At 64.3% G+C, this 15,270-nt stretch carries 8 protein-coding genes; all 8 read right to left on the bottom strand.

What is annotated here, in order from left to right; translation table 11 throughout:
- Positions 1 to 7: 7 nt before the first annotated feature.
- The 8 genes from J2S59_RS01425 to J2S59_RS01395 all read right to left on the bottom strand — a co-directional run bounded on the left by J2S59_RS01425 (position 8) and on the right by J2S59_RS01395 (position 13,504).
- Positions 8 to 1,063, bottom strand: coding sequence for a C40 family peptidase (locus tag J2S59_RS01425; RefSeq protein ID WP_306824736.1), 1,056 nt, complete (start codon positions 1,061 to 1,063; stop codon positions 8 to 10).
- Positions 1,063 to 2,058, bottom strand: coding sequence for a hypothetical protein (locus J2S59_RS01420; protein WP_306824735.1), 996 nt, complete (start codon positions 2,056 to 2,058; stop codon positions 1,063 to 1,065). Before J2S59_RS01420 ends, J2S59_RS01425 begins: the two co-directional genes overlap by 1 nt.
- Positions 2,058 to 7,220, bottom strand: a complete 5,163-nt coding sequence (locus J2S59_RS01415) for a hypothetical protein (RefSeq protein WP_068116852.1) — start codon at positions 7,218 to 7,220, stop codon at positions 2,058 to 2,060. Before J2S59_RS01415 ends, J2S59_RS01420 begins: the two co-directional genes overlap by 1 nt.
- The gene (locus J2S59_RS01410) at positions 7,213 to 7,539 is read right to left on the bottom strand and encodes a hypothetical protein (protein WP_181641481.1); all 327 of its coding nucleotides are present in this window, start codon (positions 7,537 to 7,539) and stop codon (positions 7,213 to 7,215) included. Before J2S59_RS01410 ends, J2S59_RS01415 begins: the two co-directional genes overlap by 8 nt.
- 97 nt (positions 7,540 to 7,636) lie before the next feature.
- Positions 7,637 to 8,197, bottom strand: coding sequence for an endonuclease domain-containing protein (locus tag J2S59_RS20275; protein WP_181641482.1), 561 nt, complete (start codon positions 8,195 to 8,197; stop codon positions 7,637 to 7,639).
- Positions 8,198 to 8,528: 331 nt separating this feature from the next.
- On the bottom strand, positions 8,529 to 10,283 hold the full coding sequence (locus J2S59_RS01405) for a hypothetical protein (RefSeq protein ID WP_181641483.1): 1,755 nt from the start codon (positions 10,281 to 10,283) through the stop codon (positions 8,529 to 8,531).
- A 12-nt stretch (positions 10,284 to 10,295) separates the two neighbouring features.
- The gene (locus J2S59_RS01400) at positions 10,296 to 13,226 is read right to left on the bottom strand and encodes a hypothetical protein (protein WP_306824734.1); all 2,931 of its coding nucleotides are present in this window, start codon (positions 13,224 to 13,226) and stop codon (positions 10,296 to 10,298) included.
- Positions 13,226 to 13,504: a hypothetical protein gene (locus tag J2S59_RS01395; RefSeq protein ID WP_181641485.1), complete on the bottom strand. Its 279-nt coding sequence runs from the start codon at positions 13,502 to 13,504 to the stop codon at positions 13,226 to 13,228. The genes J2S59_RS01400 and J2S59_RS01395 overlap by 1 nt, the downstream gene beginning before the upstream one ends.
- Positions 13,505 to 15,270: the final 1,766 nt, after the last annotated feature.

Genomic DNA, 15,270 nt, shown 5'->3' with positions numbered 1-15,270 from the left:
CAGTCTCCTACCTAGAGAGGCGGATTCCCCATCCGCCCTTGAACACGCTGTCAATCGAGTCGACCTTCACCGCGCTGCCAGGGCGCGGTGCGTGAATCACCTGACCGTTGCCCACGAAAATTCCGATATGGTCAGCGCCGTTGTTGCGTGATGAGTTGTCGATAGCGACTAGATCGCCAGGCTTCAGAGCATCAAAGCCGACCCGCTCCCCAGAGCGAGCCTGGTCCGCAGACAGACGCGGAAGGTTGAACCCCCGCTCCCCATACAGCAGAGCGATCAGCCCCGAACAGTCCACGCCGCTGTAGGAGGTGCCGCCCCACACGTAGGGCGTCCCCAGCATCTCCCGGGCCGCAGCAACAATCTCGTTACGCCAAGACTCCTCACCACTGAACGTGGTGGTCGTCGTGGTGACGCCCAGGTCTTCCAGGCTGGGCATCTGTAGATGCGCCAGCTGGTTCTGCGGCTGCTGACCGAACGACATGGTGCCGAGGCCAGACTCAACAGCAGACGCCTCGCCGAGACCAACGTCGTCGGCGGACATCGCGTCCAAGGCCGACCCGTCTACCGCAGCGACAGCCTCGGTCGGGTCTGCCGCAACAGGGTCCGGCTTCAAGTCAGCCAGCAAGTCGTCCAGCCCGGGGGACGCACCCAGCGTCCCCGCCTGCGGCGAAGCCACCGAGCCCATGAGTTCCCTCATGGCCTTCTCGTGCTTGGCGTAAGCGTCCGGGAAGCCCGACCGCTGCACCGCCTGGGCTGCCTGCGTGAGCGACATCGAGTCGCGTCCCGACAGGGACAGCAGCCCCGGGTTGGTGCCGGCCCCCTTGAAGAAAGCCTGCGCCGCATAGCGCGGGTCACGAATCTGATCGACCGTTCCCCACGCCATCGACGGACGCTGCTGGAACAAGCCTTGCGAGTCGCGGTCCCCGTAGTTCAGGTTCCGCAGCCCACTTTCCTGGGCAGCCACCATCAACGCGATGAGCACGTCACGGTCGGACGCTCCGAGGGAGCGGCCCACCTCTGCGATCAGCGCCGCGTTTCTGCGCTGCTCGTCATCCCACGCCATCAGACATCACCGATAGCCCCGAGGGCACCCAGCGTCGCATTGAAGAAAGTCGTGGCCGACTGGTACTCAGCCCAGTCCGGGTCGGCCTGAGCTTCCTGCTCAGCCGACCGCATCACATCGGCACCAGTCCACCCACCCGTGGTGGTGGAGTCAGCCTCGACAATCTCACCAGCCTGGTACCGCTGGATCGTCTCGGTGATCGACGGGTTCCGTGCAGCCGACTGGTTCATGCGGAACGTGAAGTCCCGCACCTCGTCGTCGCTGGGGTCACGCCCCAGCTGCTGCGCCAGAACCTGCTGCATGACCTGCCAGCCTTGGCCCTCAGTAATCTCACTGACCGTGCGCTGCGTCGTGGTCTTCGAGCCGGACTCGTAGTCCACAAGGGAGCCCGCAGCAGCGGACTCCGACTTATGCATGTCCAGCACATCCCACGGCGTCACCTTCTTGGTGCCACCCGACAGCGAGTAGATGTGGGCGGCTCGGTTGACGAGCCCGCCCCACACCTGGGTCATCGTGTCGAAGTCAGTGACGTTCAACCCGGCTTCACGCATCTTCTTCATGGCGTCGAGAATCTTCTTCTCGTCCCACATGTATGGACGGTTCTGCGCGTGAGTGAGCGTCGCCTCGACCGGCTCCTCGTACACACCGAAGTCCTCGCCCAGCGCATCGGCGCGACGGGGGGAGCCGGCGTTCGGGTCGTACATCGACTTGGCTTGGCGCTTGCGGCCACCCAGGTACACCATCGGCTCGCCGTACTGCGAGTAGTGCCCTTGGGCACGGCGGGTCACCCAGGACGGGAGCTGGTCCCGCCCGGAGGCGGCACCCTCTGCCTGCACTTGGGCGATCAGGGCGTTCATGTCCAGTAGCCCGCCAGAGGCGGAGGGGGCGGGGGCATTGCGGACCCCGCCACTCGCCGCACCCCGGATCACCGACAGGAGCGCCTGCGCCGGACGCTGGAGGGCGTCCGCGATGGGCCTGTCAATCTGGTTCACCATCAGCCGACCTCTCCTGTCAGGAGCGGGTCGCGCTCCAACAAACCCTGGAACCAATACTCATCGAACTCGGTGTTCGACTCGACAAGCTGACCGACCACCCGGGTGAACTCCTCCATGACCGGAGCCATGTCCTGGGCGTCCGGGGAGAAGGTGAGCCCCGCCTCGCGGCGAGCCTCCATGTACTCCAGCACCTGGGCGCGGGTAGCGAGATACTGCTGGAGCACCCGCACATCCCCGCGCATGGAGTCCTTGCCGAGCTTCGACTCGAACGCCACACGCTCCAGGTCGTCCACCAGAGAGTCGAACTCGTTCGGGTTGAACGAATCCCACTCCTCGCCCCAGGCGTAGTTCTCGGCCTTCAGTTGCTCGACGGCTTCCCGTCGAGCCTGCATCAGCACCTCCGACTCGCGGTAGGTGGTGAGCCCTGCCTGCTGTGCAACAAGGTCAAGCTGAGCGGTGAGGCCCGCGTAGCGGTCCCACCCTCGCTTCACCTGATGCTCGATCTGCGCCGTACGCGGGTCGTCGTTCGACAGGTACGTCTCCGAGTCACCCGGTCGAACCCGCTGGTTCATAAAGAACACGCGGGCTTCGGGCGACCATTCGCCCTTGCCGTCGGCACCCATGACGCCCTTGTGCAGCCGGTAGTCCACCTTCCCCAACAGGGGACGGTGCTGCTTGAACGCAGACACCGCCTCGATGGAGATGTCGATGCCGGTCGGGTTGTTGAACGTCGAGTAGATGAGCGGCATGTATGCCTCGCCGTACCGCTCCTTGAACTTCTCGATAGCCCACTCGTATCCGTAACCCTTGTCTCGGGACAGGTCACTGATCTGTCGCCAAGCGTTAGTGATGGCTGCGTACTTCGACCCCGGTTGAGCCGGGGCCGGAGAGAACATGTTGTTGGCGAACCGAAGCCACATCTCCGTGTTGGTCAGGCGACCAGCGCGGACCCGCAGCTCCTCAGCCTCAGACTCCGTGGGTTCCCTGCCGTTCTCCAACAGGAAGTCCGTGGACATGTCCGAGATGTTCTGCCGCCACCGGGTGTTGTACTCCCGGTTGCCCTCGCCCTGCACCGCAGCCATGAACCGCTTCAACGTGGCAGGCCACAGCACATCGGTCGGAGCCCCGGGCGGGAACGGGTTGAACACCCGTGCCACCCGAGCAATCTCCTCCTCGTTGGCGTACTTCGCTGCCAGATACTCGGCAGGGAGCGACACCACAGGACCGGCGCCCGGGTTCATCAACCCGCCCTGGAGGACGAGGTTGAACGAGTTCTCCCCGAGCGTCCACTTGGAGATGGACGTGGGGTCCATGACGATCTTGCGACCGTCCTCCAGCTCGAACGTCTCGATCTTCTTGCCGCCCCAAGCGGCAGGCCACTGGAGCAACAGACGGTGGTCGGTCGAGATACCTTCGCCGGACTCGACCAGCTCACCCTCGGAGTTGACGACAAGCTCCAACTTGCGGGGCATGTCGAACGCCTGCTGGAAGCGGCGGATGATCGACGGGTCATCCCCGACGATCCGCCACCAACGAGCCAGCGACTCCTGGTGCGCCGCGAAAAACGGAGACACGAACCGCATCACATGCGCCGCACTGGAGTGCGCCGAGATGTCGAACAGGGTGCGCTTCAGGTCGTGCATCGCCATCTTGCGCGCCTGGGCCATCACTCGCTGACGGTCAGCCTCGGTGAACCGAACCGGCCCACCAGACTTCCGCTTCGCCAGAGTGAGCAGCTGGTGCTGCTCCTGGACGTGCACCTTGTACATCGAGTTGAAGTACGGGTGGCGGGAAAGCCGATCCGTCGGCGTCTCCGCCAGGGCCTTCATCACCCGATTCATCGCCTTGCCGGCCATCGTCACCGCAGCAGAGATGCCGAGGTTGTCGCCAACCACAGCACCATGCACGGCGGGCCCCATGTCGGGCCCGACCGTCTTCCGCAACGTCGCGGTAGTGACCTGACCTTTGGCGACCTGCTCGCGCAGCTCCGCCGTCGGCAGGTAGTCGTCCACCAGTTGCTGGATGCGGTGACCCCAATCTTCGGGGTCGTGCGCGAAGTGCGGCAGCCGCTCCCGCAGATGCTTCTGCTGGGGCTTCCCCAACCACTTCACGAAGTCATCGACGTTGCCGCCGTTGACGAAGTGCATCGCAGCCTCGGACTGCCGGAACTGGAAGTTCACCGCCGAAGCCCACGCTTCAAGGTGACCGCGCTCCCCGGGCTGCACGATGCGGTGCGACCGGTTAGCGGTCAGCCCCATGTAGGAGGCTTCCTCGCCGGTCTGCAACACCGCGTCGAACGTGGCCTGGGAGCGCGATGCCTCACGCATCGCCTCACCGGACGGGGTGGCGAACGCGCCGTCGTACTCGACACCGTTCAGCCGGAACGACTGGGTGCCGACAGTCTTCTTCGGCGCCTTCTCGAAGTCAGCAAGCTGCTTCTCCAACTCGCCTGCACGCTTCCGCAGCTCCGACGGGGACTCGTCGGGCAACTGCTCCAGCAGGTTGTTGCGGGCAGACTCTTTCTCCGCCAGCCACTCCCGTGCCTCGCGCAGTTTCGCCTGCGACTCCGGGCTGCCGTCTTTCTCCCACTGGTTGACCCAGTACCGCTTCTTGTTGATCGAACGGTGCAGGGACCGCGCCTCGCGGTACAAGTCGTCGTAGCCGGCAAGGCCTGCCGCCTCCGCCTGGTCCAACAACTCCCGACGCTGGAAACGCATCTGGGCCGCAGCCACAGATGCCTCCCGGTTGCGGGTAACCTTGTTGTACCAGAGGTTCTTGGCAGCCTCGGTGCCGTTGTCGCCATAGAACGACATGGCGTTCAACTGGGTCCAGATACGCATGTGGTCGTCCATGACCACACGGATGGGGTAGCCCAGGCGCATCAGCACCGAGAACTTCCACACCCGAGTGCCGGTGGCAGCCACGTCCAGCAGCATGTCGGTCGCGGCACGCCGCGCCTCCAAAGCCTTGGCGACAGCCGAACCAGCCGGAGCCTTCATGCGGGACAAGCGGTCAATCTCGTACTCGTTCTCACGCCACGCACGAGACATCCGAGACAGGCGCGACCCTTCACGGGACAGCGCCTTCTCCGCCAGGTTCACGTCGACCATCGGGACGACGTTGCCCAGCTGGGTCTCCAGCAGCGGCAGTGCCACAGGCACGCCGTCGTCGCTGATCTGGTCCACCCGCAGGGACCACTTGGAGTCCGTACGGGAGGCAGCGGCAGTCGCCTGGTCCACAGCAGAGTCGGCCACCCGGGTGCCGAGAGCGGCACCGGCAGCGGGGTCCATCTGGGTGGCCGCGTAGGCGCGGCCCTTGGCAGCAGTCAGCCGAGCAGAACGGTGACCGTTCTGGCGCATCATCAGTTCCTCGATGAAGCCCCGGTCAATCTCCTGACCAACCTTCTCGCTCCACCGCTCAGCCAGCCGCTTCATCGACAGGTTCTCGGCCTTGACGATGATCCGCTGGCGCTCCGCCTCGTTCCGGGCGAGCGCGGCCTCGGACAGCACAGCCATCCGGTTGGCGTCATCGACCTGCGCGACTCGCATCATCGAGTCGAGCTGGATGGTGGAGCCGTCCCAGTCGTGCAGGTTGGCGATGCCGTGGTACTGCGAGGTGCGGAGGGCGTTGATGCCCTTCGGCAGCGCCTTCGTCCACGGCGAGGCAGCGAGGCCGACAGTGTTGACCACCAGCAGCGGGATGCCGTAGGCACCCTTGGCGTAGATGGTCGACGCCGACTCCTGTCGTGCGCGGAGCACGGTGCCAGGCTTGCGGGCAACCTCAGCGGTCTTGGTGACCACAGTGTCCAGTGCAGCGTTGCCGGTGTTCGCTGTGCCGTCCCCGATGAGGGCGCCCTTGCCCTGCTCTCGACCGAGGGCCCTGCGGCCCGTGGCGCTCGTACCGGGAAGCTCCTTCAGCCCACCAGCAAGCTCGGACAGAATGCGCTGACGCGCCTCCCAGCCGGTCACGAACTCGTCAATAGCCTTCTCGGAGTTGAGGTTCCCGAGCTGGCGCTCCAGGTCGGCAATGAACGCCGGGTTGGTGCGGGCCGACGGAACCAGCGCCTGAGTCTTCAGCTCCAGGGTGGTGCCACGCAGCATGTTCTTCAACTGGTCAGCGATGTGACCGGCGTCGACAATCTCCGACTCCAGTCGCTTGATCTGCGACTCGTCGCCAGCAGCGACCGCAAGGATGCGGCGCTGGGCGTTGCGGGCCTTGACCTGGCCCTCCAGCACAGCCCTGCGACCGAACTCCTCCGGCACCTCCGATAGACGCCCGGCGTCAGCAAGCAGGCCAGCGATGGCGCGACCATTGGTGGTGCGCGCCAGTTCCGGGGAGCCAGCGAAAATCTCGGCAGCGTTCAAGGGGCGACCGCCGTCGCCCGCCTCGTTGATCCACCGCAGGTAGTTCTCCGTGCGGGTGGAGATGTCCGTACGCTCAGTCCACTTCCCGCCGAAGACGGGAAGGCCAAGCTTCTCCGCCTTTGCGGTGTGCATCCGGTCGAACAGGTCGACCCGCTCCTCGGGGGAGAGGGCTCGACGTTGCGCCTTCGCCTTGACGGCGGAGGCACCCTTGCCGACCACGATGCCGGGGTCGAGATACCAGCGGGCAAGGAAGTCCATGCCGCCAGAGAGCACGGTGGACTGGAGCCCCAGGCCCTCGTTGATCTGCCGGTAGGCACGGTCATCCATCGGGTCGCTCATCGCGCCCTGCACAGCCCACTGGCCGGAGTTCAGGCCCAGCATGAACGGGGCCTCGGCGTTCAGCACGGCCATCGACTGGCCGATGCTGCGGTTCTGGGCAACGTCGTACGCCTTGGCCCACGACTCCGCATCGAACAGCACGCCAGGGTTGCGCTGGTCGAACGCCGCTGCCGTCTGCGTGATGCCGGTGGACAGCGGCTCGGAGACGCCTTCGCGGTACACGTACTCCAAGCCCTGCATGGCCTTGGAGAACCCGAGGCCAGTGAAGGTCTCCTCGTTCAGCAGCGGGTCCAGCACGTCGCCGGCACGACCGGCGAGCTTGTTGAGGATCGTGCCGAAGTCGTCGTCTTCGTCATCGAACGGCGCCGACGCCAAGTCCCACACGGCACCAGCGGGCGCGACAATCGCGCCACCAAGCGACTCTGCGGTGTTCTTGATCGAACCCCAGATGTCAGCCATACACAGCCGCCTTCAACCGTCGGACGAACGCCCGGGTCTCCGGGTTGGACTGGGGGAGGTTGGCGATGAACTCCAGGGAAGGCAGCAGCGGACGCAGCTGCTCGACCGACGCCTGCTCCTCGGTGGGGATGCCAGCGGCCTGCGGGCCGACGCCCGCACCGACCGGTGCGCCAGCCGTGATCGGCTGGTCCGGCATCGCCGAGGGGGCGTTGATCGGAACGAGGTCGGCTGCACCGCCACCGCCGCCTTGCATGGCGGCACCGGCCTGCATCCCTTCCATCTCCTGGCGCTCCCCGTACTCGCCGCCAGGGGCGACCATGCCCGCCTGCGTGGGGCCACCGTCGGTGCGCTGCGAAAGGGCGCCTGGTGGGGATACGGGCGCCGGGTTGCCAGGGCGGCGGTAGCCGCCGCGTCCGTCAGCCATTGGCAGTCTCCGTCAGGTATCGGATTGCAGCAGAGAGAAGGTCGGGCGAGTCCTTGAATCCCCCGAGGGCCTTGTTGCAGCCAGAGCACAGCAGGCCGCGTATGCACGCCCCGCACGTTCGCTTCTTTGGCGGAGGGCAGCACGAGTGGTCGTGGTCGACTGCGAGATGGGTCCCAGGCTCCGGCTCGGAGCCACAGATGGCGCAGGCGTCACCTTGGTCCGCGAGCAGGGAGGCGTAGTCCTCTGCCGTTAGCCGAAACCGGAAGGAAATGTTCCGAGCCCGCCCGGACTCGGGCGTGTAGTTGCGCCGACGGCGCTCGCGCTGTGCGGCAAGGATGCGCGCCCGGACTTCGGGGCGCCCCCGTCGCAACTCCTCACGGCGCCACGAGCAGGCCCGGCAGTCGTTCCGCTTCCCGTCGGCTGCCCCGGCACGGTTCTTGAAGGCGTCGAGCGGCTTCGCTTCGCCGCACCGTATGCACACCTTCTGCGAGAGCGCACCCGGGCCCGACACGGCAGCCGGATTGGAGGGCTGCCTATAGCCGCCTCGTGCCATCGTTCAGCCTCCCTTGAAAGAATGAGTGCCGGGTCTAGCGCCCGCCTGGACCCGGCAACAGGCCGGTAGCAACCCGCCTAAGCGGGAATGGGCAAGTCGTGCTGGGTCGGGGTCTACTTGATCCCGGAGCGCGTGTTCCCGACACCCGGACCCGGGGCGCCGAACTCGGCACCCGCCCCAAGCGGGGCCTGGTCGAAGCCGGTCACTGGGGTCTTGCTGTCGTCACACGGCTCAGCAGATAGTGCGGACGAAGACTGGGTGCCGCCCTTGTTGGTCTTGAAATCAGCCATTGAAGGCATCTCCTTTATTCGGGTGAAGGTAAGGCGACGCCTTACATCGGGATCATGCGACTCACGTTCGCGGACATGTTCGGGTCGCCTCCGGCGCCGACCCCGGCAAGCATCATCAGCATGTCTGAAGCGCCACCACCGCCAGCGCCAGGCAGGCCAGCGCCGCCAGCCTGAGCCTCAGCCAGAGGGTCCGGCGCAGGCGCCTCAGCCTGCGGGTCTTCCTTCGGTGCGAACACCTTCTCCGCAGCCTCCGCAGGAGACTTGCCGTTAGCGACAAGCTTGCGAATCTCGGTGATCTGCTGGACCAGCTCACGCGGGTCCATCCCACCCATCGCCATCTGCGGGATCGCCTGCGGCAACGCAGCCAAGGCCGCAGCGATGGAGTCGTCCATCTGCTCCAAGCCGATAGCCCGCTCCTCCTCGGAGGGGTTGATGTCCACCGGCAACGTCTTGCGTGCCGTCTGCTTGGACACCAGCCCGCCAGCCAGGGCCTGGAGGATGAAGATGAGACCCCGGTTAGCGTCCAGTCCGGCGATGGCCCCATAGGTGACATCGCAGGTGTAGTCCCCGGCGATGTCCTTGCCAGCCTGATACTCCAGCTTGAACGGGGAACCGTTGTCCCTGATGAAGAACGTCTTCTTCAAGTCCGGCCACAGATGCTCGTCCATCTCGAAACACATCGAGATGACATCTTCCATAGCCGAAGCGTTGAGCCGCTGGAACGTCGCCACCTGAGTGTCGAACGCACCGTTCAAGGCTTGGATGCCTTGGCCGGTGATGACCGAGGCGTCGATGGAACCGGTGCGCCCCTCGGGGTACCGGGAACCCATCCGCTGCTCCTGGGCCAGCACCTGGCCTTCAGGGAACAACGCCGGACTGATCTGGAGCGGGACGGTGGTGACTTGCCCGTCGGTCTGGATGGCCGCGAACGGGCCAATCTCCATCTCGTTCACGTCCATCGGAACGACCAGCGGGGCGTTCACCTGACGCTCAATGGCGCTCATCGTGTACATCTGGAGCAACGCCCGGGCGACCTGCACCCAGATAACGTCATCGAACTGACCACGCGGGCCCTGCCCGGTGATCGTGGGTCGCTCCACGATCCGCACCGGACACTTCCCCGGCAACGGGGAAGGCAAGTCCACCAGCACGATCTGCGGGTCTAGCACGAACAGGAGCCTGCGCTCCTTGTCGTACCAGTCGACCACCTCAACCTCGGTGGCTTCAGTGTGGCGCTTCTGGTGAGCCGCCAACTGTGCAGCGTGATCCGGGTACTTCAGCATCAGTTCGTCTATCGGAATCCGCGACACCTCGAAATACTCGGCGGTGTTGCCTCGATAGTCTTTGACGTAGTGCGCTGTGGCGCGTTCCCCGACACGGATGCGGGGAGCGTGCTCCTCGGTGTCCGGGTCGATGATGTAAGCCATGAACCCGAACGACCCGTAGCGGTCAGCGCCAGCAAACATCTGGTCTTGAAGCCGAGACTTCTGGATATAGGAGTTGGCTATCGCGTTGCGCTTGCTCTGCCGAGTCACCTCAGAGGCGTTCGACAATGTGGCTGCGTTGCAGTTCACCGTCGGCACCGGGGCCATCGTCTCAGCGATGTCCCGGGCCGTGGTGTCGATGAGGTTCGCCACCAGCGGGCGGTCGAACTCCTCGGTGTTGAACAGGCCGGGAGCGACCTTCTCGTAGTCGCCCTGGCGAATGGCGATCAGCTTCGCGTACTCACGGTCACGGGACACGTTGCGCGCCCGAACAACCTGTACGCGCCCAGTGATGCGGGAAAGATCAGACACTGGCGACCACCTCTAGAATCCTCCACCCCGGTAGTCCGCGAAGTTCACTACTGAACGGTTCTTCGCACTTCGAGGGGAGACGAATCGGTTGGACCGCCCGAGGGCGACCACATTGGAGGCGCGGCCCTTGCCGACGCCCAGATACTCCCGAGCACCCACCTCGAAGAACCACAACGCCATCACGAGGTCGCAGGGCACCTTGTTCGGGTCAAGCTCGGGGGTCCAGGTGACGAGTTGATGGATGAGCGTCTTGACGCCATCCAGGTTCGGCCTGGGCAGCTCGATGAGCGGGGGAGTGATCTCCCGCCACTCACCAGCCGGGTTGTCCCACGCCTTGTCGTATTCACCGAACAGTGGGGCGAACGATGAGATGCCGAAAGTCGGGTCCCATTTATTGCTGTTGCCGGTGACGAACGAGCGGCCCTTGCTGCGAGCGACCCAAGTCCCGGATGGGGTCGCGGGGCACCACATCTGCCCCTCGCCCTCAACCAGTTCAAGCAGGGGCCGGTTCGGCATGGCGACGTGGGCGTACCTCTTGATCTTGCGCCGCACACCCCAGCAGGTCTTGTTCTTCTTGAACCTGCCGTTGCCGTTCTCATGCTCGAAGCGCCGCACGGTGTAGCCGTTGAGGATGGCTGCCATCTCGAACGCCTCGATCTTGTCGAGGTCGGTCGAGAAGAAGACCTCCCCGCATCCGTCGCCCAGCAGCATCGCGTTCATAAATGCGTCGCGTTCACCAAAAGTGAACGCTGCGATACGCCGAACATCGACGCGCTTCCCCGGGGCCCACTCGCGCAGTTGCGCGTCCTGGCCGCTCGGGATGTAGAACGAGTCAACCCCGGCGCCGTTGTTGTGGATCGTGTAGCGCCAACCGAGCGAGTCGAGGTGCCCCTTGATTTGGGCCCACTTCTCGGGGTTCGCAGCGGGGGACTGGTGGATGTAGAGGCCAGACTTCCGCTCGGCCCCTTCGCTGAGGTACCAGCCAAGGATCGCGGCGAAATCTCCGCGTTCCGAACCGTCGTCCTCCGCGTCCAGGGCGAGGCGGATGGCCGTGTTCGACTTCAGCTCATCGGTCGAGACGAACCGCTCCTCTGACCGCGAGTTGCCAGACCACCGCACGAGGTGGCGGTGCTCGGGCGTGAAGTCACACGCAAGGTTCTGCGAGTCGACCCGGTACACCTTCTCGGGCGCGTCGATCACGTTGACGTGCTCGACCGGCTCCCATCCGTTGTGCGTAAGCACGTCCTCGCCCGGCGAGAGCCGGTCATGGGACTTCCACCCGTCCCGGGTCAGAATCTCCACGTCGGTGGGGACACAGCCGGTGAGGTGTTCGGTGAACCGAATCCCTCGGGTGGTGAACCACTGACGCAGCTCAGCGTCCTGGGTGAAGAACTGGAGCAGGCCCGTCTTCTCGACGCGCCACTCGTCCACCCCGAACTCCTGGGTGACTTCCTTCATCTTGTCTTTGAGCTGCTTGCCGGTGGGCGCCTTCAGGTTCCAGGCGTGCATGATGTACCGCTTGTTCGTCTCGCGGTCTACCGCACCGACGATGATCGCGGCGTGGCCCTTCACAGCAGGGTCCAGGCCGGCGATCACGTACTTGTTGTGCATCCCCCCGTAAGGGTGGCCCACCTTGTCGGCGTGCAGCGGGCCGCAGTAGCGGGCCCCGTTGATGCACCGTTGCACCGCGTGCTCCGGGAAAGTGGCGTCCTCGGCCACCGACTTCTGCTGGTAAATCAGCGCCCAGTCGGTGTTGTTGTTCGACGCCCTGGGGCCCATCTCCAGATGCACCCCGTCCCAGCGGGGGTACATCGTGTGGCCGCCGACCTCGACACCCGCCGAACACTCCTTGGTGTTCTCGCACAGGCAGGTGTCGTCATCCTCACCGGATGACACCCACGGCATGTCGGCGTACGGCCACAGCGTCTTGTGCTCTGTGGGGGTGCTGCCTTCTTCGAGGATCGCCGGGGACGCCAGGTGCGTCCACGGGACCTTCTGGTTGGCGTAGTTCTCCGGCTTCATCAACTCGGAGTACAAGTCCACCGGGGCGATGCGGGTGCCGACCAGCACCAGCTTTCCGCCTGCCTCCAGGCGGGACTCCACCTCCCGGCGCAGCCACTTCATCTGCTTGGCGTACTCCGCGACGTTCGTGCCGTCCACGCCGTCATCCACGAAGATCAGGTCCGCTCGCCGGCCATAGACCTTCGAGCGCATACCGAGCGCCAACACGTTGGCGTCCTTCTCGTGGGAGGCGCCGTCACCTTCGGCACGGACCTTCGTCCCGAACACGATGCGTGATTCGGTCCAAGACTCCGACGTGGCCTCCCAGCCACCGTCGGGGGCATACGCCTTCTGGAGCTCCAGGAACTCTGGGGAGGTGAGGCGCTGCTTGATGCCGTACACGAAGTCGTTCGCCAGGCTGGAGCCCGCCGAGATAATCAGAATCCGAAAAGACGGATTCATGCATAAACGATAAACGGAATAGTCAACTGTAAGCGCAATTGACTTTCCATGAAATGGTGGGCAATTCAGTAATATGCGATTGGCTCGGCCTTTTTGATATTCCTGGGAAGGATGGAGGTCGCGGGGTTCGCGGCCCTCCAAGATGTCCACCCACTGCAACTGGTGCCACGGAGTGGTGATCCCGAGGTACTTCTTTCGCCACTCGGCGAACCCGAGCCGTTCCCCACGCTCCTCGTCGGAGCGTTTGCCCACCTGAAGCTGGCGGGCCTGGTCGACACGATCCCGGAACCGCTCGTCGTCTCGACGCCACTGCTCGTACGTTTTGCGGGCGTACCCGATACGCTCGCAGGCCCCACTGATCGTCATGCCGTCCTGGACCAGCTCTACGAGCTTGTCTTTCGCCGGCTCCCGTTGAAGGCGGGCCTTCGGGCGGGGCTTGCGTTCACGCCGGCCCGGCCCGTTCATCCCACCTTGCGGCATCAGTCGTCGTCCTCCCACACGCCGTAAGCGGCGGTCACCATCTCGGTGCTTGCGTCGTCGCGGTACCACTCGGTCAGATACGCGGTCAGCCCCATCGACCGATGAGTCAACTGGTCGGGCATCTGGGTGACCGACAGCAACGGAACCCCGTCGGGGTCGATCAGGTCGACAGCAGCGATCAACGCCAACGCCATCCCGCCGTTGCGGATGCACCACTGATCGACAGCGCCCCGGATCGCATCCTGGAGCGTGTCCGGCTCGGTGAGGTCGTCTTCCAACAAGCCCGACCTCCATCTCGCGCAGGCGCGACAGAGCACCGAACTTTCGTTCGGTGCGATCCTTGGCTGAGGATTTGGGGCAGGTGACTGCCCCTGTCCGGCGTCCCCTAGAGGGGACCTTCACGGGGACACCGGAGGGTGTCCCTGCGGGGTACGAACACTGTCGTGTTCGTAGTCCGAGGCTGACAACTTGGGGAAGCTCCAAAGCTTCCCTGCCTCGCGCTTACGCGCACCGTAGGAACGACGCCTTGAAGCGTCGTTCCGTTCTGTAGCAGTAACAGTTAGAGACAGGTCTTAGTGGACCTGTCTCTCTGTGGGCCGCACTGCTGTGCGGCCCTACTGTTCAGCTGGTTCGTTCGGGTTTCTCGAAGTCCTCGCTTCGCTCGTCCTTCTCTAAACCCTCTCTCACTATATATAACCCCCTGCTGATACCCCCCTGCAAAAACTGGGTCCAAAGTTTTTTCCGGTAACATGCATCCTTGCAGGTCAGAGGCCCTAAAAAACTTTCCCGGTAACATACTACACAGCGTAGTATCTCAACATGCGATACGGACATATGGGACACCACCAGTGTCCCCACAACGCCATTCAGCCACGAACGTATGTTCGGTGATAGAGAGGGGGAGAGGGGGCCGGCGATTAAACACTGGGGGGTCATAGGTGGACGAAACGGACACCCCCACCCCCACCCAGCTCGACCGCGAGGGGGTGCCCCCACCCCCTCATGCCCTACTGCCTGACCACCGTGCAACTAGCCCAGCATTGGTACACACGGTGCCTATGGGCGGCACCGATTCACTCCCCTATGTGGGCTATGCCCAGGACTTGTGACACCTTCGCGTCAGGTTGACATAACTCTGTCAGACTTGCTGCCTACTGGCTTCCACGTACACACGTGTTCGCCATCCACAGCGAGGGGGGCAGGGGAAGCGGAGCGCTTCGGCAGTGTCTACTGATCAGGTAGACATAGACATGTCAGCTGACCGCCGGCGGGGATGCTTGACGCTTCACGCTTTGGTGTGCGTGAGCGTCCCTGGGCACCCATTCGGTAGACGGGCGCAACGGTGCTAGTGGCACCGTTCCTCCCCTGTGTCCGTGTTCGCTGTCCCAGCGCGTCCCGTGTGAGTCAGGATCACCCAAAGAATCTTTGGCTAGGTGCTTGACAGATGCCGACGCGTACCCCAGATTGGTGGTTGTCAAGTTCACGCCGACCGTTGGGAGACGGACATGAACCGAAACGTTTACGCTGAGGAGGGCACCACCATTACGTGGTGGGTGCCCGCTGACTGCCCGCACAACGAGGTGGCTATCAGTGCCGCCGCTACGTGGTGTGAGACGCGTTGGGGTTTCCGCGCGGTGGTGTCGGCATGAGGGCCCCCGCTATTGCGTCGGGCGTGCGTTGTGACGCCACCTACGACCGCGACGACAGCGGGCGCGAAGGTTTCTTCACGGCCATTGTCGAGAACGGCACAGAGTCCGTGTCGGTGGGCGCGTGCTCCGATGACCTCGTGACCATCTGGCATGGCATGGACACCCCCGCATATGCGTGCGGCAGGCACGCAACGGGCGGGTTGGCCGGTCGGCCCGTGTTCTCGGTCTTTCGTGGACACCGGAACCGCGTCTCCCGGGAGGTGGTCGCCCCGGACAGCTGAACCTTTACCGTCAACCTAGTTGACAGGTAACACAGCAAGCCTCACGCTGGTACTTGTCAAGCAACACCACAACAGCACACATGGAAAGGGTTTCTTGTCTCTCTCATCGGCTGG

Origin of the sequence: Nocardioides massiliensis, from assembly GCF_030811215.1 — a bacterium.
GTDB lineage: Bacteria > Actinomycetota > Actinomycetes > Propionibacteriales > Nocardioidaceae > Nocardioides_A > Nocardioides_A massiliensis.
This window is presented reverse-complemented; position numbering and strand designations above follow the sequence as displayed.